The organism is Ensifer sp. ENS03, from assembly GCF_014852035.1.
Lineage (GTDB): Bacteria > Pseudomonadota > Alphaproteobacteria > Rhizobiales > Rhizobiaceae > Ensifer > Ensifer adhaerens.
This window is the reverse complement of record NZ_JACVAV010000002.1, coordinates 695,556-718,041: the sequence shown is the minus strand read 5'-3', so window position 1 is coordinate 718,041 and position 22,486 is coordinate 695,556. Positions and strand designations below refer to the sequence as shown.

Below are 22,486 nucleotides of genomic sequence, written 5' to 3'. Positions count from 1 at the left end.
TTCTAGTGACCCCAATGGCGCAGCTGACTCGCGAGGGCGGGAGCCAGCCAGACGCAAGGAAACCTTGCGATAGTGGCGTATTGTCTGGGGGTTTGAATGAACGGCAAGCATGTGGCTGTCCTGATGGGCGGATTTTCTTCGGAGCGACCGGTTAGCCTGTCGTCCGGGGCTGCCTGTGCGGATGCCCTGGAGGCTGCCGGCTATCGCGTCACCCGGATCGACGTCGATCGCAATGTCGCAGAGACGCTGGCCGCGCTGCGACCCGACGTTGCCTTCAACGCCCTTCATGGACCGTTCGGCGAGGACGGCACGATCCAGGGCATCCTCGAATATCTTGAGATCCCCTACACCCATTCCGGCGTACTTGCCTCGGCGCTCGCCATGGACAAGGCGCAGGCCAAGCACGTTGCGGCTGCTTCGGGCATTCCAGTTGCCGATGCGCAGGTCATGGATCGCCATGCCTTTGGTCCGAAGCACCCGATGAAGCCGCCTTACGTGGTCAAGCCGGTTTCCGAAGGCTCCAGCTTCGGTGTCGTCATCGTCAAGGAAGATCAGTCGCATCCGCCGCAGGTGGTGACATCGAGCGAATGGCGTTACGGCGACCGAATCATGGTCGAGCGTTATGTCGCCGGCCGCGAACTGACCTGTGGTGTCATGGGCGACAAGGCGCTCGGCGTCACCGAAATCATCCCGCAGGGCCATGCCTTCTACGATTATGATTCCAAATACGTAAAAGGTGGTTCGCGTCACGTCATTCCGGCACAGATTTCACCAAATATTTACCAAAAAATACAAACACTCGCTCTGAAGGCGCATCAGGCAATCGGTTGCCGGGGCGTCAGCCGATCCGACTTTCGTTTCGATGACAGTTCCTCCGCCGAGGGCGAGCTGATCTGGCTGGAGATCAACACCCAGCCCGGCATGACACCGACCTCCCTGGTGCCCGAGATGGCCGCGCATGCCGGCTACAGCTTCGGTGAGTTTTTGAGTTGGATGGTGGAGGACGCGTCGTGTTTGCGTTGAGGGGCAAAAGGGGCAAGAGGGTTCGTCACCTCGATGGCGCCGCCGCCGTCGATGTGGATGGCGCGCGCGTACTGCCGCGTCCGCTTCGTCGCGTTGTGCGTTTCTTCGTCAGCCTCGGCGCTGGCCGCATCCGCTTTCCCGCCTATACCGGCACGCTGTCGGCGATCGCCTTTTTCGCCGCCACCGGCTTTTACGGCATGTCGCTCGGCGGCCATACGCAGAATTTCGCGCAGGCCTCGACCACGGCCGCAGGCTTCGCGATCGAAGACGTCAAGGTTTCCGGCAACGACCAGACCTCGGAAATCGACATTCTCCAGCAGCTTGGCCTCGACGGCACGACGTCGCTGGTGGCGCTCGATATCGCCGAAGCGCGCAAGCTGATTGCGGAAATGCCCTGGGTGCAGGGCGTCACCGTTCGCAAGATCTATCCCGGCACGATCGAGGTTAGCCTCACCGAGCGCAAGGCCTTCGGCATCTGGCAGCACGGATCGGACCTTTCGCTGATCGAGCGCAGCGGCAGCGTGATCGCGCCCTTGCGCGACAACAAGTTTGCCGCTCTGCCGCTCTTCGTCGGCCGTGACGCCGAAACGGCGGCTGCCGATTTCTACGACGAGTTCTCCCGCTGGCCGGAGATCCGCTCGCGCGTGAAGGCCTTCGTGCGCGTGGCCGGCCGCCGCTGGGACCTGCGCCTCGACAACGGCATCGTCGTCAAGCTGCCGGAGCACGACGTCGCCCGGGCGATGAAGGTGCTCTCCGACATGGAAAGCCAGCACCAGCTCCTCGAGCGCGATATCGCTGCCGTGGATCTGAGGCTCGAAGACAGAACAACAGTTCAGTTGACGCCGGACGCAGTGACCCGGCGCGAAGTTGCCTTGAAGGCGAGGGACAAGATGCTGAAGGCGCAGGAGACCGAAAAGAAGAAAGAAGGCCGCATATGAGTCTATTCGGTTCCTCCAGCTTTGGCCTGCCGCGCCTGAAGCCGCTTTCCTCGAAGCGGTCTCATGTCGTCTCGGTGCTGGATATCGGTTCGACCAAGGTGGTCTGCATGATCGGCCGGCTGACGCCGCGCGCCGAAAGCCAGATCCTGCCCAACCGTACGCATAGCGTCGAAATCATCGGCATCGGCCACCAGAAGTCCCGCGGCGTCAAGAACGGCGTCGTCGCCGACCTCGATGCCGTCGAGAGCGTCGTCCGGCTCGCCGTGGATGCGGCCGAGCGCATGGCCGGCCTCACCATAGACAGCCTGATTGTCAACGTTTCGGCCGGCCGGCTGCAGAGCGACGTCTATACGGCGACGATCGATCTCGGCGGCCAGGAAGTCGACGCCAATGATCTGCGCAAGGTTCTCTCCGCCGCCGGCCAGCAGTCGCTGCGCTCCGATCGCGCCATCCTGCACTCGCTGCCGACGGGCTTCTCGCTCGACGGCGAGCGCGGCATCCGCGATCCGCTCGCCATGTTCGGCGACGTTCTCGGCGTCGACATGCATGTGCTGACGGCCGAACGGGCAGCGCTCAAGAACCTCGAACTCTGCGTCAACCGCGCCCACCTTTCGGTCGAGGGCATGGTGGCGACCCCCTATGCCAGCGGTCTTGCCGCTCTCGTCGACGACGAGGTCGAGCTCGGCTGTGCGGCGATCGACATGGGTGGCGGCACGACGACGATCTCGGTCTTTGCCGAAGGCAAGCTGGTTCACGCTGACGCTGTCAGCCTCGGCGGCCATCACGTGACGACGGATCTGGCGCGCGGTCTTTCGACCCGCATCGAGGATGCCGAACGGCTGAAGGTCGTGCACGGGTCGGCTCTGCCCAACAGCGCCGACGAACGCGACATCGTATCGGTTCCGCCGATCGGCGAGGACGACCGCGATCAGCCGACGCATGTGCCGCGCGCACTTGTGTCGCGCATCGTGCGCGCGCGCATCGAAGAGACGCTGGAACTCATCCGCGATCGCATCCAGCGCTCGGGCTTCAGCCCGATCGTCGGCAAGCGAATCGTTCTGACGGGCGGCGCCAGCCAGCTGACTGGCCTGCCGGAAGCGGCTCGCCGCATCCTCGCCCGCAATGTTCGCATTGGCCGTCCGCTCGGAGTTTCCGGGCTGCCGGCCGCTGCCAAGGGCCCGGCCTTCTCCACGGCGGTCGGCCTGATGATCTATCCGCAGGTCGCCGACCTCGAGACCCATGCCTCCCACGGCGGCATGTTCTCGGCGCTCGGCGCCGGCAACGGCCGCATCGCCCGCATGGGCCAGTGGCTGAAAGAGAGCTTTTGAGTGACGGCCGGCTCCGACAGGGACGGGGCCGGGTGAAGACAAACTAGGACTTTGAAAGATTTGGCCGGCTCGGCAAGGCGGCCAGAAACCAGAAGGAACGGGACTATGACTATCAACTTGCAGAAGCCGGATATCACGGAGCTGAAGCCCCGCATCACCGTCTTTGGTGTAGGTGGCGGCGGCGGCAATGCTGTCAACAACATGATCACCGCAGGCCTCCAGGGCGTCGATTTCGTCGTGGCCAACACGGATGCCCAGGCACTCACCATGACCAAGGCCGAGCGCATCATCCAGATGGGCGTCGCCGTCACCGAAGGTCTCGGCGCCGGTTCGCAGCCGGAAGTCGGCCGCGCGGCCGCCGAAGAGTGCATCGATGAGATCATCGATCACCTCAACGGCACCCACATGTGCTTCGTCACCGCCGGCATGGGCGGCGGCACCGGCACCGGTGCAGCCCCGATCGTCGCACAGGCCGCCCGCAACAAGGGCATCCTGACGGTCGGCGTCGTCACCAAGCCGTTCCATTTCGAAGGCGCGCGCCGCATGCGGCTCGCCGACCAGGGCATCGCCGAACTGCAGAAGTCGGTCGACACCCTGATCGTCATCCCGAACCAGAACCTCTTCCGCATCGCCAACGACCGCACGACCTTTGCGGACGCGTTTGCTATGGCCGACCAGGTTCTCTATTCGGGCGTTGCCTGCATCACCGACCTCATGGTCAAGGAAGGCCTCATCAACCTCGACTTCGCCGACGTCCGCTCGGTGATGCGCGAAATGGGCCGCGCCATGATGGGCACCGGCGAAGCTTCGGGCGAAGGCCGCGCACTGGCCGCCGCCGAAGCCGCGATCGCCAACCCGCTGCTCGACGAAACCTCGATGAAGGGCGCCCAGGGCCTCCTGATCTCGATCACCGGCGGCCGCGACCTCACCCTGTTCGAACTCGACGAAGCGGCTACCCGTATTCGCGAAGAAGTCGACCCGGATGCCAACATCATCCTCGGCGCGACGTTCGACGAAGACCTCGAAGGCCTCATCCGCGTCTCGGTCGTTGCCACCGGCATCGACCGCACGGCCGCGGAGGTGGCGGGTCGTTCCGCCGACTTTCGTCCGGTAGCAGCAAAGCCGGTCGTCCGCCCGTCCGCCGCCGTTCCGGCCCAGCAGCCGCAGCCGGTTGCCCAGCACCAGCCGGCCCCGGTTCACCAGCCGGTGATGCAGCAGCCGGTCGCCCAGCCGGTTCAGCAGCCGATGCAGCAGCAGGCAACCGCCGACCAGATCGCAGCCGCCATCCGCGAAGCCGAAATGGAGCGCGAGCTCGACATCGCGACCCGGGCTGCCCAGGTGCAGGCCCAGGCCCCGGTTCAGCAGCCGATGCACGACGACAACTTTCGTCCCCAGAGCAAGCTCTTCGCCGGTGCTGCACCGGTAGAGGCCGCTCCGGTCATGCGCCAGCCGCAGCCGCAGATGCAGCCGGTTCAGCCCCAGCCGCAGCCGATCATGCGCCAGGAGCCCGTCGCTCCGGTCATGCGCCAGCAGCCGGAACAGGTTCGCATGCCGAAGGTCGAAGACTTTCCGCCGGTCGTAAAGGCAGAGATGGACCGCCGCGCACAGCCGGCTGCCCCGATGCAGGAAGAGCGCGGCCCGATGGGTCTGCTCAACCGCATCACCAGCTCGCTCGGCCTGCGTGACCGCGAACAGACCCCGGCAGCCGCCGACATGACGGCTTCCGCCCCGACCGCTGCTTCCCAGCAGCGCCGGCCGCTCTCGCCGGAAGCGAGCCTCTATGCGCCGCGCCGCGGCCAGCTTGACGATCACGGTCGCGCTTCGCCGCAGGCGCGCCCGCAAGAAGATGATCAGCTCGAAATCCCGGCGTTCCTGCGCCGTCAATCGAACTGATTGGAAGGCCCGTTCCTTCACCTTGCCGAATGCCCGGGCAACTGCCCGGGCATTTTTGCATTTTGTTCATTATTTCAGGTGTTTGATTCGATGTTACGGACCGTCGCAAATGCGTAACAAAGCGAAACGAACAGTGATTTGGAATGGTGCCTCCAAACTCCTATTTTCAGACTCGGAATTGGGGACGCATGCGATTCGATCAAGCGCTGTCTGTTCGAAACGCAGAGGACCGGTCGTTGAGCCGGGACTCTCGGGCATCTTTCTTGTGCCCTGAAGATCGTTGCGTCCACCAGCAGGTTTTGGCCATTGGCCACAGGTATTGAAAGTGACGAGAATGGGAATCGAATTGCTCGGGTTTCAGACGACGATTGCAAGCCCGGTAACGCTCAAGGGAATTGGCGTTCACTCCGGTGCGGAAGTGTCGATCACCTTCCATCCGGCCGAAGCCGATGCGGGCATCGTTTTCCAGCGCGTTCTCTCCAACGGCCGGGTCAGCGAATACAAGGCGGTTTCCTCGCAGGTCGGCAACACCGATCTCTGCACCGTTCTCGGCATGTCGCCGGCGACTTCGATCGCCACGATCGAGCATGTGATGGCGGCGATCTACGCGCTCGGCCTAGACAACCTCACGGTCGAAGTGCACGGCGCCGAAATGCCGATCATGGACGGCAGCTCCGAACCCTTCATCGACGCGATCGAGCAGGTGGGCGTTCGCGCCCTTGCGGTCAAGCGTCGCTACATCCGCATCGTCAAGCCGGTGCGCATCGAATCGGGTGCCTCCTGGTCGGAGTTCACGCCCTATGACGGCATGCGCTTCGAGGTCGAGATCGATTTCGATTGCCCGCTGATCGGCCGCCAGGCCTGGAAGGGCGACATGACGCCTTCGGTCTTCAAGCGCGAGCTGTCGCGTGCCCGCACCTTCGGCTTCATGCGCGATGTCGAACGCCTCTGGGCGGCTGGCTTTGCGCTCGGCTCCTCGCTCGAAAACTCCGTCGTCATTTCCGACGACAACACGGTGATCAACGTCGAGGGCCTGCGCTACACCGACGAATTCGTGCGCCACAAGACGCTCGATGCGGTTGGCGACCTCTCGCTCGCCGGCGCGCCGTTCATCGGCTGCTACCGCTCGTACCGCGGCGGCCACAAGATGAACGCCAACGCGCTGAAGGCACTTCTCAGCGACCCGACGGCCTACGAAGTCGTCGAAACGGCAACCCCGCGCCAGCGTACCCGCGCGCGCGATATGGTTGCAGTGGCAGCTCCGGGCTTCGCGCCCTGGTCCGCATAACAAGAAAAGTCATCATCTCCTCCAGTCGCCGGCCGAAAGGCCGGCATTTTCATGATAGAGCTGCCACAAATTTGCATGAATCACCGATCATGACGTTGCGGTCTCAAGGTAACTTGCTCTAAAAGCGCATGTCTGGCGGGGTCCATGCCCGCAGAATGGAACGGGAATATCCGATGGTTCTTGCAGTTTCTGTGGATTTGAAAAAGTCAGCGCGCGTCGCCGCCGTCATTGTCGCGGCCGTTGCCGGCAGCGCCCTGATTACCGCCTGCCAGAACGATCCCGATATCGACATCACCAAGCTGACGGCCGAAACCGATCCGCCGGAAGTGCTCTACAATCAGGGCCTCGCCAACCTCAATGCCGGCAAGACGACGGAGGCGGCGCGCAAGTTCGAAGCGCTCGACCGCCAGCATCCGTTCTCGGAATATGCCCGCAAGGCGCTGGTCATGAACGCCTTCGTTTCTTACCGTAACGGTCAGTACCAGGAGGCGATCAACGCCACCGGCCGCTACCTCAATCTTTATCCGCAGTCGGAAGACGCGGCCTATGCGCAGTACATCCAGGGTCTCGCCTATACCAAGCAGATCCCGGCGGTGACGCAGGACCAGAAGCCGGCCTTCAAGGCGATCGAAGCCATGCAGGCGGTCGTAGACCGCTACCCGGACTCCGAATATGTCGACGACGCCAAGTCGAAGATCCGCTTTGCCCGCGACCAGCTGGCCGGCAAGGAGATGCAGGTCGGCCGCTACTATCTCGAGCGCAAGGAATACCTTGCCGCCGTGTCGCGTTTCCGCGTCGTCGTCGAGCAGTATCCGAACACCAACCAGGTTGAAGAAGCGCTGGCGCGCCTGACGGAAGCCTATTTCGCGATGGGCGTGACCCAAGAGGCGCAGACCGCTGCCGCCGTTCTCGGTCACAACTACCCGGACAGCCAGTGGTACAACGATAGCTTCAAGCTGCTGCAGTCGGGTGGCCTTGAGCCGCGTGAAAGCGGCAACTCCTGGATTTCGCGCGCCGCCAAGAAACTCGTCGGCGCCTGATATCTATCGGCGCCCTTCAAGGAAGATATAACCCCGGATGCTTGCCCAGCTTTCGATCCGCGATATCGTCCTGATTGAACGGCTCGATCTCAATTTCGACGCCGGGCTCTCGGTGCTGACCGGTGAAACCGGGGCCGGCAAGTCCATCCTTCTCGACAGCCTGTCGCTCGCCCTTGGCGGGCGCGGCGATGGCTCGCTCGTTCGCCACGGTTCCGACAAGGGGCAGGTGACGGCGGTCTTCGACGTGCCGATGGGGCATTCGGCGCGGCTGATGCTCAGGGAAAACGGCATCGACGACGACGGCGACCTGATCTTTCGTCGCGTGCAGTCGGCCGACGGCCGCACCAAGGCCTATGTCAACGACCAGCCGATCAGCGTCCAGCTGATGCGCCAGCTTGGCCAGACGCTGGTCGAAATTCACGGACAGCACGACGACCGCGCGCTCGTCGATATCGATGCGCATCGCACGCTTCTCGACGCCTTCGGTGGCACCGCCGAAGAAGCGGCACATGTGAGCGAACTCTATCGCGCCTGGAAGGATGCCGAGCGCGGCCTGAAGAAGCACCGCGAGCGGGTCGAGGCGGCCGCGCGCGAGGTGGACTATCTTCGGTCTTCGGTCGAAGAACTGGAGAAGCTCAGCCCCCGCGACGGCGAAGAGGAGGAGCTTGCCGAGAACCGGGCGCGGATGATGAAGGCCGAGCGCATCGCCGGCGACATCAACGAGGCCTCGGAGTTCCTGAACGGCAACGCTTCGCCGGTTCCGCTGATCGCCTCGCTCGTGCGCCGTCTCGAGCGCAAGAGCCAGGAGGCGCCGGGCCTGCTTGAAGAAACGGTCGAGTTGCTCGACGGTGCGCTCAACCAGCTTTCGGACGCGCAGATGTCGGTCGAGCGGGCGTTGCGCAACACGGAGTTCGATCCGAAGGAACTGGAGCGGGTGGAGGAGCGGCTGTTCGCGCTGCGCGCCGCCAGCCGCAAATATTCGGTTCCGGTCACGGAACTGCCGGCACTCGCCGTTCGCATGATTTCCGATCTCGCCGATCTCGATGCCGGCGAGGAAAAGCTGAAGCAGCTCGATGCACAAGTCGGCGTGGCGCGGGTGGCGTTCGACGCTTCGGCGCGCTCGCTCTCCGAAAAGCGTCGCCATACCGCGACCGCCCTTTCCGACGCTGTCATGGCCGAGCTGCCGGCGTTGAAGCTCGAGCGGGCACGCTTCATGGTCGAGGTGCAAAGCGATCCGTCGCTGCCGACGGTCGACGGTATCGACCTCGTCGAGTTCCACGTCCAGACCAACCCCGGCACGCGGCCGGGCCCGATCATGAAGGTGGCTTCCGGCGGCGAACTTTCGCGCTTCCTGCTGGCGTTGAAGGTGGCGCTTGCCGATCGCGGCTCGGCGCCGACGCTCGTCTTTGATGAAATCGACACCGGTGTCGGCGGTGCGGTGGCCGATGCCATCGGCCAGCGGCTGAAGCGCCTTTCGGCAACGGTGCAGGTGCTCTCCGTCACCCACGCGCCGCAGGTCGCAGCCCGTGCGGCAACGCATCTTCTGATCTCCAAGGGTCCTTCGACCGAGAAGGCCGAGATGATTTCCACCCGTGTCGCCCGCATGGACGACAAGGCGCGCACCGAGGAAATCGCCCGCATGCTTGCCGGCGCCTCGATCACCGAAGAGGCGAGGGCGGCTGCCGCTCGCCTGCTTTCCGGCAACGGCTAGATCATCCTGGCGCCAAGTGGAACATTGGCGGCTGAGGGATGCGATGTCCTCAGAGTGTTCATCTGAACCCACGGCCTTGGGCTTCCTAAGCCTTTTGGTTGAATTGTTGCGCCGCTGCACCCGTGTTCTATTTCCTCTGCGGTTGGGGCACTTCGGGCATGTGGGAGAAACTCGAGCATAGACTGGAGATCCGGTTTGCGCAGATGCGTGCGCATCCGGAACTGATCCTGCTCATCGCGCTCGCCTATGCCGGCCTTATCCTGACGATAAAGGAAGCGAACCAGGAACTGGGCGGCTTCGGGGTGTTCGCGTGCGTTGCCATCGCCGTGACTGCAGCAACTCTCGTCGCAAGGCTGCGACACGCCTCGCAGGTCGGGCTGGCGGAGGAGGAGGCCGATCCTCAGCCGCCGAACGCGGACGAAGTCACGCCGTTGGCGCTTGTGGCGCCCTGTGCGCACGGGGACCGTTCCTATCTTGTCCGCGTCCCGGCGCCGACGGCGGTTGCCTATGAGGTGGTCCGCAAGGCACAGGATGTGTTTCGCAGCGGCGCGATCGATCCCGAAGAGGATATGAGAGCGTTCCATTCCGACCCCTACAGCCTGATCTGCCTGCAGGACCTCGACGGCAACATCTTCGGCTTCATCGACTACTACGCCTTCGAGAAGAACCACTTCAAACTGTTCCTGCAGGGGCATTATGCCTTTGGCAACCTGCTGGCGAGCGGGCTGCTTGCCCATCCGCAGGCGCGAAAGGCGAAGGTGGTCTATCTCGCGACCATCCTCAATATGAGCTTCCTGCTCGATTCCATGCGCGCCGAGCGCCGCAGGCAGAACGGCATTCTCGTCTGGGCGACGGTTTCGGCGATCCTCGAACACCACACGTTCCCGCCCGACGGCATCGACATCTACAGCATCGGCTGGGACAAGGGCGGGGCCGCGATCCTGAAGATGTTCGGTCTGCAGCCGGTGAGCCGGGTGATGCGTGGCCAGGCGGAAGGCAAATGGATCTACTGCAAGCGTGGTGTCCAGAAAAAGGATCTCGAGGCCATCCGCTGCCGTTATCAGAGGCGCTATGAACGCTGGTGCGAACTGGATGTCAGGCCGCTTGTCGGGCTCGCGCCGGGGGCCGTCAATGCCACTGGCGCGTGAGCCGACGGCGCCGGACGGTCTTTTCTTTCCCATCAGTTGCTCTACAAAACGACTTCGAATCCGGAGTCGTCGCGCATGTCCCAAGAATTGAAACCCGTCGAGAATCTCAACGAAACGGAAGCGGCCGAAGAGCTTGCCTTTCTCGCGGCCGAGCTTGCGCGCCATGACGCGCTTTATCATGGCCAGGACGCGCCGGAGATTTCGGATGCGGACTATGACGCGCTGAAGCGGCGCAACGACGCGATCGAGCAGCGCTTTCCGGTACTCATCCGCGACGACAGCCCCTCGAAGAAGGTGGGTGCTGCACCCTCCGTCACCTTCCAGCCGGTCGTGCACGCCCGGCCGATGCTGTCGCTTGACAACACGTTTTCCGACGAGGACGCGCGCGATTTCGTCGCCTCGGTCTATCGTTTCCTCGGCCAACTGCCGGACAACTCCATCGCCTTTACCGCCGAGCCGAAGATCGACGGGCTCTCCATGTCGCTGCGCTATGAGAACCGCCGGCTGGTAACGGCCGCGACCCGCGGCGACGGCACGACTGGCGAAAACGTCACCGCCAATATCCGCACCATCGGCATGATCCCGCAGACGCTGCCGGCAGGTGCGCCCGATGTCGTCGAGGTGCGCGGCGAAATCTATATGGCGAAATCGGACTTTGCCGCGCTCAACGCCGAGATGGCGGCGCTCGGCAAGCCGCTCTATGTCAACCCGCGCAACACCGCTTCGGGCTCGCTGCGCCAGCTCGACGCCAAGGTGACGGCGAGCCGCAAGCTGCGTTTCTTTGCCTATGCCTGGGGCGAGATCTCTGAAATGCCCGCCGACACGCAGATGGGCATGGTCGAGGTGTTCAAGAGCTGGGGCTTCCCGGTTAACCCGCTGATGCAGCGGCTCTCCTCGGCCGACGCGCTGCTGGAGCATTACCACCACATCGAGCGCGAACGGCCGGATCTCGACTACGATATCGACGGCGTCGTCTACAAGGTCGACCGGCTCGACCTGCAGGCCCGCCTCGGCTTCCGTTCGCGCTCGCCGCGCTGGGCAACCGCGCACAAGTTTCCTGCCGAGCAGGCCTTCACCCGGCTGACGGCGATCGACATCCAGGTCGGCCGTACCGGCGCGCTGACGCCGGTGGCACGCCTTGAGCCGATCACGGTCGGTGGCGTCGTCGTCACCAACGCGACGCTGCACAACGAGGATTACATCAAGGGTCTCGGTAATTCGGGCGAGGCGATCCGCGAGGGCCGCGACATCCGCATCGGCGACATGGTGATCGTCCAGCGCGCCGGCGACGTCATTCCACAGATCGTCGACGTGGTCATGGACGAGCGCAAGGCGGGGAGCGAGCCCTATCGCTTCCCGACCACATGCCCGGTCTGCGGCAGCCATGCGGTGCGCGACATCAACGAGAAGACCGGCAAAGTAGATGCGGTGCGCCGCTGCACCGGCGGTTTCGTCTGCCGCGCGCAGGCCGTCGAGCACCTGAAGCACTTCGTCTCGCGCAACGCCTACGACATCGAGGGCCTCGGTTCGAAGCAGATCGAGTTCTTCTTCGAAAGCGAAGACCCGACGCTGATGATCCGCACGGCGCCGGATATCTTCACGCTGGAGAAACGCCAGGAGGCGTCGCTCACCAAGCTCGAAAACATCGACGGCTTCGGCCGCGTCAGCGTGCGCAAGCTTTACGACGCCATCAATACGCGCCGTTCGATCGCGCTGCAGCGTTTCATCTATGCGCTCGGCATTCGCCATGTGGGCGAGACGACGGCAAAGCTGTTGGCGCGTTCCTATGGCACCTACGAGCACTTCGGCGAGGCGATGCGCGACGCGTCGACGTTTACGGGCGACGCCTGGAATGAACTCAACAGCATCGACGGCATCGGCGAGGTGGTCGCCCGTGCCATCGTCGAGTTCTACAAGGAGCCGCGCAACCTCGAAGTCGTCACCCGGCTGTTGTTGGAGGTGACGCCGGAGGCAGCGGAAGCACCGGTTGCCTCAAACAGCCCGGTCGCCGGCAAGACTGTCGTCTTCACCGGTTCGCTCGAAAAGATGACGCGCGATGAAGCCAAGGCCAAGGCCGAAAGCCTCGGCGCCAAGGTGGCAGGTTCCGTGTCGAAGAAGACCGACATCGTCGTTGCCGGACCGGGTGCCGGCTCCAAGCTCGACAAGGCCCGCGAACTCGGCGTCGCGACCATGGACGAGGACGAGTGGCTGGCGCTGATCGGCGGGTAATCCCCGCCGGTTGCATGCAATCGGCAGAGCGTCGTTACGCCTGCCTGCTGTCGTACTCTTCGGAGGCGGCTTTCAGGGCGGCAATATCGTCGGCGCAGATGAAACGGCGCAACGCGTCGAACTTCGATCGTTCCCACTGGTAGATGCCGAGCGCAATCAGCGTCGCGACATCGGTCGCGGGGAAACGCTGGCCCACGGGGCGGGCAGGGTTCCCCGCAACGATGGTGTAGGGCGCAACGTCCTTCGTCACGATGGCGCCCGATGCGACGACGGCGCCTTCGCCGAGCGTCACACCCGGCATGATCATGGCGCGCATGCCGATCCAGGCGCCGTCGCCGATGACGGTGTCGCCCTTGCCGACATAGGCTTCGCCGATCACATCGAGGAAGGGATAGAGGCTCACCCAATCGGTGCGATGGGTGTGGTTGCCGCCCATGAGGATCACCGCCTCGGCGCCAATCGCGACATAGTCGCCGATCAGCAGTTGATCGATTGGCCATTGCGGTTCCCAGGCCCTGAGGCTGTAGTCGTCGCCATAGAGGTAGCGAACGACACTTTCCTCGAAGGATCCGGTCCAGGCGTTGCTGTGGTAGCTGTTGCTGCCGCGCACGTGAATGTTCGGGTTGCGCACTGTCTCATGCAAGAGCTCGACCTTGGACCAATGCTTGGCTTCGACCATCGTGGACATGGGGTTCCTCATTCTCAATGCTTGCAAGCGAAGCTGCGCGTCGCTCGCCATTCGTATCCCGTCCCAACTATCGGATTCACCGGTCGCTTTCTTCTCAAATCGGGCGCCGACCGAAAGCTTTGGCAGGCACTGCGATCATTCCATCACACAAAAACGCCCGCCGCTTTTGGCGGCAGGCGCAAAGTTCGGGGCACTGCGCGAGATCAGGAGGCCTGCTGCTGGGCGGCTTCCTGGTCCATCCACATGAATTCCCAGACGTGACCGTCGAGGTCCTGGAAGGAAATGCCGTACATGAAGCCGTAGTCGAGAGCCGGCTTCCAGGGCTTGGCGCCGGCAGCGAGCGCCTTGGCGAGCATGTCGTCGCATTCAGCGCGGCTGGACGCGGAAAGGGCGGTAATGACCTCGGTTCCTTTCCGGGCGTCGCTGATCTCGCCGGTGATGAAGTCGCGGAACTTCGGCTCGGTCAGAAGCATGACGAAAATATTGTCCGAGATCACCGTGCAGGCGGCGGTGTCGTCGGAGAACTGCTCGTTGAAGGTGAAGCCGAGGGCGGCGAAGAACGCGCGCGAGGCCTTCAGATCCTTGACCGGCAGGTTTACGAAAATCATGCGCATGAAATGCTCCTTGGAATGGATTTCGTGTTTTACGGATCTGATCACTTCGTTGTTTCGGCGAAACCGCGAAGCGATCCAACTCTTTGATTGACGCAACTCCGGACGGAAAACCGCGGCGCACTTTTCCTGGAGTTGCTCTAAGGACGAATGCCGGTCGACGATCCCGACACCGGCTCAAAGATTTTTTGAGCCGGGCTGATGTGGGGTGCAACTACAGGTCTTCAAGCGGAGCGAGACCTGCTTCGATGCTGCAAATAGGATCGACGGTGCTAGCGGCTGCGAGCGGCCCCAAGGGCGCGCGCCGCTGCTCGATGTTATTGTCACTTCACCGTGCACACGCCGTTGGCGCCGCCCTTGCCGGTGTAGGACACGCTCGGCGAGCCGTCGGGATTGATGCTGAGCGAGATGGTGACGCCGGCGCCGTGCGCTTCGTAGTAGTTCTCGTTGAACACCTTGAGCTTGGCTTCCTTGCCGTTGATGTAGATCGGGCCGCCTTCGTCGGCATGGACCTCGATCTTGCCGGGGCAGGTGGCGTTGACCAGCGGGATTTTTGCTTCGGCCGCAGCGGCGAAGGCAAGCGTCGGGACGAGAACGCCGAGAAGGCGCAGGCAGGGTTTCATCTTGCTCTCCAGCGTGGGTTGCAGGTGGCATCGATCGCCAACCGTGACAGGCTGCCGGTGGAAGTCAAGCGCGGCTGAGCGTCACCAAGCTGTCATCAATCCGATTGTTTTTTTGCGCTGCACAAGATAGAGGATTGCAGCCGAATTTTATGCAAATGCCTTTTCGCGGAGCAGGTCGCGGCCATCTGCGAAGGCAGCGCGCCAGCATCCCAAAGGGCAGGGCGCCGGCGCGGATTGGAGGGTCCGGAGATGAAGACTTTCACCACCATCGCCGAGCTGCGTGCAGCGCTTGCCGAGCATAGACGCGCAGGCAAGACGGTCGGCTTCGTGCCGACCATGGGCTACCTGCATGTCGGCCATATGGAGCTGATGCGCCGGGCCCGCGAGGAAAACGACGTCGTCGTCGCCAGCATCTTCGTCAATCCGCTGCAGTTCGGCGCCAACGAGGATCTTTCCAAGTATCCGCGCGATCTCGCCCGCGACCAGGCGATGCTCGAAGCGGGCAGCGTCGACTATCTGTTTGCGCCGGGTGTTGCCGACATGTATCCGCGACCGATGGAAACGGTGGTTGACGTGCCGACGCTTGGCAGCGAGCTCGAGGGCGCCGTGCGCCCCGGTCATTTCGCCGGTGTTGCCACCGTCGTCACCAAGCTCTTCAACATCGTTGGGCCCGATCGCGCCTATTTCGGCGAGAAGGATTTCCAGCAGCTGCAGATCATCCGCCGCATGGTGGACGATCTCGCCCAGCCGGTGACCGTCATCGGCGTGCCGACGGTGCGCGAGGCCGACGGGCTCGCCTGCTCGTCGCGCAATGTCTACCTGACGGCCGAAGAGCGGCGTGCCGCGGCGATCGTGCCGAAGGCGTTGGATGAGGCGCAGCACCTCGTCGCCTCCGGCGTCAGCGATGTCGCCGCACTCGAAAAGGCCGTGACCGAGTTTCTGGCGAGCGAGCCCTTGGCGAAGCCTGAGGTCGTGGCGGTGCGCGATCCCGAAACGCTGGAGACGATCGAAACGATCGGCGACCGGCCGGTGCTGCTTCTGCTCTTCGTCCGCTTCGGCACAACGAAGCTGCTCGACAATCGCGTGATCGCCCCGAAATCCGCATCATTTGCAAAGGTTGCCTGACATGAGCGTGCAGACCGCCAAGCGCCGGCTCAGTCCCGCCAACATCGAAGCGCTGAAGGGCGAGCGCCCGATCGTCAGCCTCACGGCCTATACGACGCCGATTGCGCGGCTGCTCGATCCGCATGTGGACTTTCTGCTGGTCGGCGATTCCGTCGGCATGGTGCTCTATGGCCTCGACACGACCGTCGGCGTGACGCTGGAAATGATGATCGCCCATGGCCAGGCGGTCATGCGCGGCTCGCAGCAGGCCTGCGTCGTCATCGACATGCCCTTCGGCTCCTACCAGGAATCGAAGGAGCAGGCGTTCCGCAGTGCGGCGCGTATCCTCAAGGAAACCGGCTGCAGCGCAGTGAAGCTCGAGGGCGGGGCGGAGATGGCCGAGACGGTCGAGTTTCTCGTCAGCCGCGGCATTCCGGTGCTCGGCCATGTCGGCCTGATGCCGCAGCTCGTCAACACGACCGGCGGCTACCGCTCGGTTGGCCGCAACGACAAGGAAGTGGCAAAGATCCGCCGCGACGCCAAGGCGATCGACGATGCCGGAGCGTTTGGCATCGTCATCGAGGGCACGGTCGAGCCGGTGGCCCGCGAGCTCGCGGCCGAGTTGCGCTCGCCGACGATCGGCATCGGCGCATCGCCTGCCTGCGACGGCCAGATCCTCGTCTCCGACGACATGCTCGGCCTCTTCAACGACTTCAAGCCGCGCTTCGTCAAGCATTTCGCCGAGTTGGCGCCGGCGATCTCGAAGGCGGCCGAGGAGTATGCGAACGAGGTGAAGGCGCGCACGTTCCCCGGCATCGAGCATACGTTCCAGGTCAAGAAGTAAGGGGCGGCTGGCCCGCGCCGGAGCTTATTCCAAGCGATAAAGCGCATCGTTTTCCTGATCGGTGCGCCTTTTGTTCAAGCCTCGTTCGCCGAGGCATCATAAAATTCAATCATTGTATCAGCGCATTTGAATTGTTGCCGGGGGCGCAAGCGCCTATCAGTCCGGCACCGGCCGCGTGGCGCGTCATCGCCTCGGCCGGCGGAGGTTTCCATGAAAAAAGATGAATTCTGGGAAGGGGTCCGCGGCGGCTTTCCCATCATGCTGGCAGCATCGCCCTTCGGTGCGCTGTTCGGGGCGCTTGCGGTCGACAATGGCTTCACCATTGCCGATGCGGTGTTCATGAGCGCGACCGTCTATGCCGGCGCCAGCCAGATGGTCGGCATCGAGCTCTTCGGCAACCACGTCCAGCCCTGGCTGGTGGTGCTCTCCGTCTTTGCGGTCAACTTCCGCCACGTGCTCTATTCGGCCTCGATTGCCAAATATGTCCGGCACTTCACCTTCGGGCAGAAGTTCCTCGCCTTCTTCCTGCTGGTCGATCCGCAATATGCCGAGACCGAAAAGCGTGGCGAGCGCGGCTTGCCGATCACCTTTGCCTGGTATCTCGGCTTCGGTCTCGTGATCTACATCCCGTGGATCATCAACACGCTGGTCGGCGCGATCTTCGGACAGATGATCGGTGACCCCAAGGCGATCGGCCTTGATGTCCTGCTGCCGGTCTATTTCATGGGTCTCGTCATGGGCTTCCGCAAGCGTGACCGGTTCCTGCCGATCGTCATCGTCTCGGGGCTTGCATCCGTCGCCGGCATGCATTTCGTCGGCTCACCATGGCATGTCAGCATCGGAGCACTAGCCGGCATCATTCTTGCCGCCTGTCTGCCGCCAAGCGAGCGGGCAGTGGCACCGACGGGTGTCGAGAAGGAGGCGTGAACATGGATCCGCAACACCTGAACCTCATCTACCTGATCATCGCGGCGGCCGTTGCGACCTTCCTGACGCGTGTCGGCGGCTATATCCTGATCACCCAGATGAAAGAGATCCCGCCGCGGCTGGAGGCGGCGCTCAACGCCGTTCCCGCAGCCGTTCTGACGACGCTGGTGGCGCCGGCCTTCGTCTATGGCGGGCTCGACGTGACGATCGCCATGTTCGTCGCCTTTGCCATCGCGCTTGGGCTGAATCTCTCAACACTGCGCATGCTCGTCATCGGCTGGGTGGTGGTCATGGTGATCCGGCATCTGGTGATGTAGGACGCCCGTCCGCGGTGGTGTGCGAAGCCGTGGACGGATGTGTTGCGCCGTTTCGATTGGCGGCGCGCGCATCCTGGACTATCATCTCTGCCGTTGCCGGAGAGGCAGGACATATCCCCCCTCGTTAGGTGGCGTACGACGTCACCGCAGCATGAAGCCTCCCGGCAGTGGAGGAGCGACCATGTTGACCAGGATCTCTATTGCCCTTTTGCTGGCGCTTGCGCCGGCAACGGCCTTTGCCAATCAATGCCCGACCATGATGAAGGCGATCGATGCGGCCATGCAGACCGCTTCCTTGTCCGATGCCGACATGGCCAAGGTCAAGGAATTGCGCACCAAGGGTGAGGCACAGCACCAGGCTGGCGACCACGCCGCCTCGGAGGCAACGCTTGGCGAAGCGAAGAAGCTTCTCGGCATCTGAACGAGAGACCAGGACGTCCGGAGACCAAGGTCCGGCGGGTGAGGGCGCAGCACGCTATCGGCTGCGCGACGGCTCGTTTTATGGGCTCCCGCGACAGCAGGAGCCCAGCAGAGAGCATGACTCAGCGTGACAGCGCTTCCGTTGCGGCCTTCAGCCAGGCGCGCGTCTCGTCGCTGGCCAGCAGCGGCATCAGCTTTTCGCGCGTCTCGGCGTGATAGGCGTTGAGCCAGGCGAGTTCCTCGTCGGTCAGAAGCGCCGGCAGCACCAGGCGGCGATCGATCGGGCAGTAGGTGATCGTGTCGAAGCCGAGCATCGGCAGGTCGCCGCCATCAACCATCGTTGCCGGCTGCACCACGATGAGGTTCTCGATGCGGATGCCGAAGGCGCCGGGGCGGTAGTAGCCGGGCTCGTTGGAAAGGATCATGCCGGCCAGCAGTTCCTGCGTCGAAAGACGGGCGATGCGCTGCGGGCCTTCATGCACCGAGAGATAGGAGCCGACGCCGTGGCCGGTGCCGTGGGCATAGTCGGCGCCCGCCTTCCAGAGCGCGATGCGCGCCAAGGGGTCGAGATCCACGCCGCGCGAGCCCTTGGGGAAGCGCGCCGTGCTTATCGCAATCATGCCCTTTAGCACCAGGGTGAAGAAGCGTTTCTGCTCTTCAGGCACGGCGCCGACGGCGACCGTGCGGGTGATGTCGGTGGTGCCGTTGATATACTGCGCGCCGGAATCGATCAGGAACATGGTGCCCGCTTCGATTGCCTGGTCGGTGGCCGTGGTGACGCGGTAGTGCATGATCGCCGCGTGCGCGCCGGCGCCGGAGATCGTGTCGAAGGAGATGTCCTTCAGCGGGTTCTGCATGCGCTCGCCGACGGTGGCGCGGGCAGCTTCTAGCTGGTTGGTGGCACCGATCTCGGTGACTGTGCCGGGCTGTTGGCTGTCGAGCCAGGCGAGGAACTCGACCATGGCCGCACCATCCTGCAGATGGGCGCGGCTCGAGCCTTCGATCTCGGCCGTGTTCTTCTGGGCGCGGGGCAGGCGGGCGGGATCGACCGCTTCGACGACCTTGCCGCCCTTGGCGCGGATCAGTTCGGAAATGGCGAAGGAGGCGAGATCGGGATCGATCATGACGGAGGCGCCGGCGGTGCCGAGAGCCCGCAGACGGTCGTCGAAGGTTGACGGTGCGACGATGTCGGCGATCTGGGTGAGGTAGGCCTCCTGCTCGATGCCGGTCTTGCGCTTGTCGAGGAAAAGTTCGGCGCGGCCGTCGGCATGGATGATGGCGCGGGCCAGCGGATGCGGCGTGTGAGGCACGTCGGACCCGCGGATGTTGAATGTCCAGGCGACGGAGGAGGGGTCGGTCAGCACGACGGCTTCGGCGCCCGTCTTGGAAAGGCCGGCTGCGATCGTCGCGATCTTGTCCTTGGCAAGCGTGCCCGCATGTTCGATCGGCTGAATCGTCACCTTGCCGAGCGGGGCAGCCGGACGGTTCGTCCAGATCCTGTCGAGCGGGTTGTGATCGAGGAAGACGAGCGAACCGCCGAGGGCGGCGAGCGCCTTTTCCAGCCGGCGCACTTCGGCGCCGGTGTGGACCCAGGGATCGATGCCGAGCTTGAAGCCCTTGGCTCCATGGTTTTCCAACCAGAGATGCGGCGGCTCGCCGATGAGGTCGCCGCCGGTAAAGACGGAGCCGTCGACCTGCTCCTTCAATTGCGTGACGTAGCGGCCATCGACGAAGACGACCGCTTCACGCTGCGTGATGAGGGCGACGCCGGCCGAGCCGGTAAAGCCGGTGAGCCAGGACAGGCGCTCGGAGGAGGCCGGCACATACTCGCCCTGGAACTCGTCGGCGCGCGGCACGAGAAAGCCGTCGATGCCGAGGGCTGCGAAGGACGCGCGCAGGGCTTCGGTGCGCTCCTTGCCGAACTGCGGCGTGGAGGTGACTTCAAATGACTGAAACATGAGGGAATTCCGGTAGATTGAGCGGCAAACCGCGGGAAAAGATGGGCTATGTTAGCGGAAATCGCCCTTGCCGGGAAAGAGGCGATATCCTGCAGGGTGGCCTGATCCCCGGCCCGCGCAACGCTGCGGTTGCACCCTGATAGGAGGGCAATTGCTCATTTACCATACATATGCGCTCAGCGCATGGCACCCATGCTCAGAAAACTCTTTCTCTATCGGAATAATAGTTTATAAGCCGCCTCAACGAACACGGACGAACATCCGGTGGTTCAAAAAGCTGCGGTTCCGAGAATAGTTGGTCACTCTGTTCTCCTCCTCCCTCAAGGGTGGTCAGCTTCGGAACGGTAGACGCCCGCTCGAGCACTCCTCCTCCTCAGGCTCGCGGGCATGGTTGGCCACAAGCCAACCAGCAGGCGATGCCTCTGGCATCGCCTTAGTTTCGAAAGGCCGCCCGTCATGATGGACGAGGCGGCCTTTTCGTTTTTCCCACTTTGCCTTGCGGCTGACGCGCCGCATTCGCGTGCGTGCGGCGGGGTGATTTAGCTGTACGTCATAATCCGATATTGTGGGAGACGTTCGATTTCCGAACGGGGTGCATCACTCGGAGGAGAGCTGGGAGCGTGGTCGAGAAGCCCATCCACCGTCGCTTGGTTGCGATCCTCGTTGCCGACGTGGTCGGCTACTCCCGCCTGATGGAAGCCGACGAGGCCGGAACGTACGAAACGTTGAAGCAACGACGAAACCACGTGCTCGATCCCGTTGTTAAGGCGCACGGAGGACGCATCGTCAAATTGATGGGTGACGGTGTACTGGTTGAGTTCGCCAGCGCGGTGGACGCCGCTGAGGCGGCCATTGAACTCCAGCGAAAGATGAAGGAGGCGAATGCCGGCGTTTCCGAATCTCGCCAGATCTTGCTCCGCATCGGCATCAACATGGGCGATGTGATCGGCGAGGGCTCCGACATCTATGGCGAAGGCGTCAACATCGCCGCCCGGCTGGAGGCGTTGGCCGAGCCCGGTGGCCTCTGCATGTCGGAAAAGGTTCACAATGAGATTCAAGGCAAGATCCCCGTCGTGATGAAGGATCTCGGACTGGTGCAGCTCAAGAACATTGCGGCACCCGTCCGGACCTTCGGGATGGAAACGGCACGTCCGCTCGCGGGGGTGCCGCCTTCCCGCGGCAAGGAATTTACCACCATCGCGGTTCTTCCCTTCACAAACATGTCGGGTAATGCGGACCAGGACTACTTCGCCGACGGCATTACCGAGGACATGATCACCGAGTTGAGCCGATTCCGAAATCTCTCTGTCGTCGCCAGAAACACCACCTCGAGTTACAGGGGGCAATCGGTAAACGCGGCGAACGTGGGGCAAGAACTCGGCGCAGACTTCGTGCTTGAAGGCAGTGTCCGGCTGGCCGGCCAGCGCCTGCGCGCCTCGGTGCAATTGATCGAAGCACAGACCGGTGCACACGTCTTTGCCGAGCGGTTCGATCGCGAAATGGCCGACATCTTTGCGGTTCAGGATGAAATCGTGGAGGCGATCGTCGCGCGGCTGTTCTTCAATCTGCAAGAGGTTGCGGGTGTCGTTCGTGCCAGGAGCGCCAAGACGAACATCTCTGCCTATACATCGTGGCTGCGGGCAGGGGTCGCCTGGCGCAATGGAGACGAACCGGGTGCGCGCGAACACATGCAGCAGGCGATTGTCCTCGACCCGGCCTATGCGCCCGCACTCGCCTCGCTGGCGCTGCTTTATGCCTATTGGCGGTTCAGCGAGCCGAACGCGGCGACGGATGCCAAGCTTGAGGCCGAGTGCCAGGAGTTCGCAGCGCGAGCAATCGCTGCCGACAAGAACGATCCATTCGTGCTTTCCACCGTTGCCGCCTGCTTGCTGTTGGTCGGGAGAGTTGACGACGCCATGCGCTACTCGGGCATCGCGATCTCGATGAGCCCGCGCGATATCAACGGTCTCGTTGCCCGAGGCATGATCGTTTCCTATGCGGGGCTACACGAAGAAGGGTTGGCTCTTGTCGAACGGGGCTGCAAGTTCGAGCCGCTCCTGCCGCCGGCGTTCCTCTCCAGTCTGGGCGATTGCCACTATCTGGTGCGCCGGTTCGATGCGGCGCTGGCAGCCTACGGAAGCCTTATCGATCCGCCGATCTTCTTCAGGCTGAACCAGGCGGCGTGTCTGGCCCAGCTTGGCCGAGCCGAGGAGGCGGCAGCCATAATGCACGCAATGCCGCAAGCGTTTGACACGGAAGTCTATGCGCGAAACACGGCGAAGATGTGCGCCTTGCCTGAAGATGCGGAACTTTGGCTGAGTGGCTTCCGCAAAGCAGGAGCGCTTATCGCTCCGTCCTCCGGTCCGGCAAGGGGGTAGGCCGCGCACCTCGGTGTC

At 63.3% G+C, this 22,486-nt stretch carries 19 protein-coding genes; 15 read left to right on the top strand and 4 right to left on the bottom strand.

Annotated elements, in window-relative coordinates:
- The first annotated feature begins 96 nt into the window (after positions 1-96).
- The 9 genes from IB263_RS10265 to ligA all read left to right on the top strand — a co-directional run bounded on the left by IB263_RS10265 (position 97) and on the right by ligA (position 12,598).
- Positions 97-1,023 (top strand): D-alanine--D-alanine ligase, encoded by a 927-nt coding sequence (locus tag IB263_RS10265; protein ID WP_034792494.1) that lies wholly within the window; start codon positions 97-99, stop codon positions 1,021-1,023.
- A complete protein-coding gene (ftsQ, locus tag IB263_RS10260; protein WP_060605507.1) occupies positions 1,011-1,961 on the top strand; it encodes a cell division protein FtsQ in 951 nt (316 codons plus the stop codon). Before IB263_RS10265 ends, ftsQ begins: the two co-directional genes overlap by 13 nt.
- Positions 1,958-3,289: a cell division protein FtsA gene (gene ftsA, locus IB263_RS10255; protein WP_034792498.1), complete on the top strand. Its 1,332-nt coding sequence runs from the start codon at positions 1,958-1,960 to the stop codon at positions 3,287-3,289. Before ftsQ ends, ftsA begins: the two co-directional genes overlap by 4 nt.
- A 105-nt stretch (positions 3,290-3,394) precedes the next feature.
- Positions 3,395-5,182, top strand: coding sequence for a cell division protein FtsZ (gene ftsZ, locus IB263_RS10250; RefSeq protein WP_034792500.1), 1,788 nt, complete (start codon positions 3,395-3,397; stop codon positions 5,180-5,182).
- A 334-nt stretch (positions 5,183-5,516) separates the two neighbouring features.
- Positions 5,517-6,470 carry a UDP-3-O-acyl-N-acetylglucosamine deacetylase gene (lpxC, locus tag IB263_RS10245; RefSeq protein ID WP_034792502.1) on the top strand — a complete coding sequence of 318 codons (954 nt, stop codon included), beginning with the start codon at positions 5,517-5,519 and terminating at the stop codon, positions 6,468-6,470.
- 173 nt (positions 6,471-6,643) lie between these two features.
- Positions 6,644-7,510, top strand: a complete 867-nt coding sequence (locus tag IB263_RS10240; protein WP_034792504.1) for an outer membrane protein assembly factor BamD — start codon at positions 6,644-6,646, stop codon at positions 7,508-7,510.
- Positions 7,511-7,547: 37 nt separating this feature from the next.
- Complete coding sequence (gene recN, locus IB263_RS10235) at positions 7,548-9,221, top strand: DNA repair protein RecN (RefSeq protein WP_192438454.1); 1,674 nt, start codon at positions 7,548-7,550, stop codon at positions 9,219-9,221.
- A 158-nt stretch (positions 9,222-9,379) separates the two neighbouring features.
- On the top strand, positions 9,380-10,369 hold the full coding sequence (locus IB263_RS10230; RefSeq protein ID WP_192438453.1) for a hypothetical protein: 990 nt from the start codon (positions 9,380-9,382) through the stop codon (positions 10,367-10,369).
- Between the two features lie 75 nt (positions 10,370-10,444).
- Positions 10,445-12,598, top strand: coding sequence for an NAD-dependent DNA ligase LigA (gene ligA / locus IB263_RS10225; RefSeq protein ID WP_034793601.1), 2,154 nt, complete (start codon positions 10,445-10,447; stop codon positions 12,596-12,598).
- A 34-nt stretch (positions 12,599-12,632) separates the two neighbouring features.
- Here ligA and IB263_RS10220 read toward each other — a convergent pair whose 3' ends face one another.
- The 3 genes from IB263_RS10220 to IB263_RS10210 form a co-directional block, all read right to left on the bottom strand.
- Positions 12,633-13,286: a CatB-related O-acetyltransferase gene (locus IB263_RS10220; RefSeq protein WP_246810991.1), complete on the bottom strand. Its 654-nt coding sequence runs from the start codon at positions 13,284-13,286 to the stop codon at positions 12,633-12,635.
- 203 nt (positions 13,287-13,489) lie between these two features.
- Positions 13,490-13,900 carry a VOC family protein gene (locus tag IB263_RS10215; RefSeq protein ID WP_060515938.1) on the bottom strand — a complete coding sequence of 137 codons (411 nt, stop codon included), beginning with the start codon at positions 13,898-13,900 and terminating at the stop codon, positions 13,490-13,492.
- A gap of 320 nt (positions 13,901-14,220) precedes the next feature.
- Complete coding sequence (locus tag IB263_RS10210; protein WP_060515939.1) at positions 14,221-14,520, bottom strand: hypothetical protein; 300 nt, start codon at positions 14,518-14,520, stop codon at positions 14,221-14,223.
- Between the two features lie 249 nt (positions 14,521-14,769).
- Between IB263_RS10210 and panC the strand changes: the two genes are divergently transcribed.
- The 5 genes from panC (at position 14,770) to IB263_RS10185 (ending at position 18,133) form a co-directional block, all read left to right on the top strand.
- A complete protein-coding gene (gene panC, locus IB263_RS10205) occupies positions 14,770-15,645 on the top strand; it encodes a pantoate--beta-alanine ligase (protein ID WP_192438452.1) in 876 nt (291 codons plus the stop codon).
- A 1-nt stretch (position 15,646) separates the two neighbouring features.
- Entirely contained in the window at positions 15,647-16,468 is an 822-nt protein-coding gene (gene panB, locus IB263_RS10200) for a 3-methyl-2-oxobutanoate hydroxymethyltransferase (protein ID WP_192438451.1), read from the top strand.
- 210 nt (positions 16,469-16,678) lie between these two features.
- Entirely contained in the window at positions 16,679-17,395 is a 717-nt protein-coding gene (locus IB263_RS10195; RefSeq protein ID WP_034792518.1) for an AzlC family ABC transporter permease, read from the top strand.
- A gap of 2 nt (positions 17,396-17,397) precedes the next feature.
- Positions 17,398-17,712 carry an AzlD family protein gene (locus IB263_RS10190; RefSeq protein WP_034792520.1) on the top strand — a complete coding sequence of 105 codons (315 nt, stop codon included), beginning with the start codon at positions 17,398-17,400 and terminating at the stop codon, positions 17,710-17,712.
- Between the two features lie 181 nt (positions 17,713-17,893).
- A complete protein-coding gene (locus IB263_RS10185; protein WP_034792522.1) occupies positions 17,894-18,133 on the top strand; it encodes a hypothetical protein in 240 nt (79 codons plus the stop codon).
- Between the two features lie 121 nt (positions 18,134-18,254).
- Here the strand turns inward: IB263_RS10185 and IB263_RS10180 are convergent, their stop codons facing one another.
- The gene (locus tag IB263_RS10180; protein WP_192438450.1) at positions 18,255-20,090 is read right to left on the bottom strand and encodes an aminopeptidase P family protein; all 1,836 of its coding nucleotides are present in this window, start codon (positions 20,088-20,090) and stop codon (positions 18,255-18,257) included.
- 620 nt (positions 20,091-20,710) lie between these two features.
- On the opposite strand from IB263_RS10180, the gene IB263_RS10175 reads away from it, so the two are divergent.
- Positions 20,711-22,468, top strand: coding sequence for an adenylate/guanylate cyclase domain-containing protein (locus tag IB263_RS10175; RefSeq protein ID WP_192438449.1), 1,758 nt, complete (start codon positions 20,711-20,713; stop codon positions 22,466-22,468).
- Positions 22,469-22,486: the final 18 nt, after the last annotated feature.

Excerpts from the sequence above, each read along its gene's own strand:
- IB263_RS10215 (WP_060515938.1), bottom strand. The coding sequence starts at position 13,900 with ATGCGCATGATTTTCGTAAACCTGCCGGTCAAGGATCTGAAGGCCTCG.
- ftsA (WP_034792498.1), top strand. The coding sequence starts at position 1,958 with ATGAGTCTATTCGGTTCCTCCAGCTTTGGCCTGCCGCGCCTGAAGCCG.
- IB263_RS10190 (WP_034792520.1), top strand. The coding sequence starts at position 17,398 with ATGGATCCGCAACACCTGAACCTCATCTACCTGATCATCGCGGCGGCC.
- IB263_RS10265 (WP_034792494.1), top strand. The coding sequence starts at position 97 with ATGAACGGCAAGCATGTGGCTGTCCTGATGGGCGGATTTTCTTCGGAG.
- IB263_RS10210 (WP_060515939.1), bottom strand. The coding sequence starts at position 14,520 with ATGAAACCCTGCCTGCGCCTTCTCGGCGTTCTCGTCCCGACGCTTGCC.
- IB263_RS10180 (WP_192438450.1), bottom strand. The coding sequence starts at position 20,090 with ATGTTTCAGTCATTTGAAGTCACCTCCACGCCGCAGTTCGGCAAGGAG.
- panC (WP_192438452.1), top strand. The coding sequence starts at position 14,770 with ATGAAGACTTTCACCACCATCGCCGAGCTGCGTGCAGCGCTTGCCGAG.
- IB263_RS10230 (WP_192438453.1), top strand. The coding sequence starts at position 9,380 with ATGTGGGAGAAACTCGAGCATAGACTGGAGATCCGGTTTGCGCAGATG.
- IB263_RS10220 (WP_246810991.1), bottom strand. The coding sequence starts at position 13,286 with ATGTCCACGATGGTCGAAGCCAAGCATTGGTCCAAGGTCGAGCTCTTG.
- lpxC (WP_034792502.1), top strand. The coding sequence starts at position 5,517 with ATGGGAATCGAATTGCTCGGGTTTCAGACGACGATTGCAAGCCCGGTA.
- IB263_RS10195 (WP_034792518.1), top strand. The coding sequence starts at position 16,679 with ATGAAAAAAGATGAATTCTGGGAAGGGGTCCGCGGCGGCTTTCCCATC.
- ligA (WP_034793601.1), top strand. The coding sequence starts at position 10,445 with ATGTCCCAAGAATTGAAACCCGTCGAGAATCTCAACGAAACGGAAGCG.
- recN (WP_192438454.1), top strand. The coding sequence starts at position 7,548 with ATGCTTGCCCAGCTTTCGATCCGCGATATCGTCCTGATTGAACGGCTC.
- IB263_RS10185 (WP_034792522.1), top strand. The coding sequence starts at position 17,894 with ATGTTGACCAGGATCTCTATTGCCCTTTTGCTGGCGCTTGCGCCGGCA.
- IB263_RS10240 (WP_034792504.1), top strand. The coding sequence starts at position 6,644 with ATGGTTCTTGCAGTTTCTGTGGATTTGAAAAAGTCAGCGCGCGTCGCC.
- panB (WP_192438451.1), top strand. The coding sequence starts at position 15,647 with ATGAGCGTGCAGACCGCCAAGCGCCGGCTCAGTCCCGCCAACATCGAA.
- ftsZ (WP_034792500.1), top strand. The coding sequence starts at position 3,395 with ATGACTATCAACTTGCAGAAGCCGGATATCACGGAGCTGAAGCCCCGC.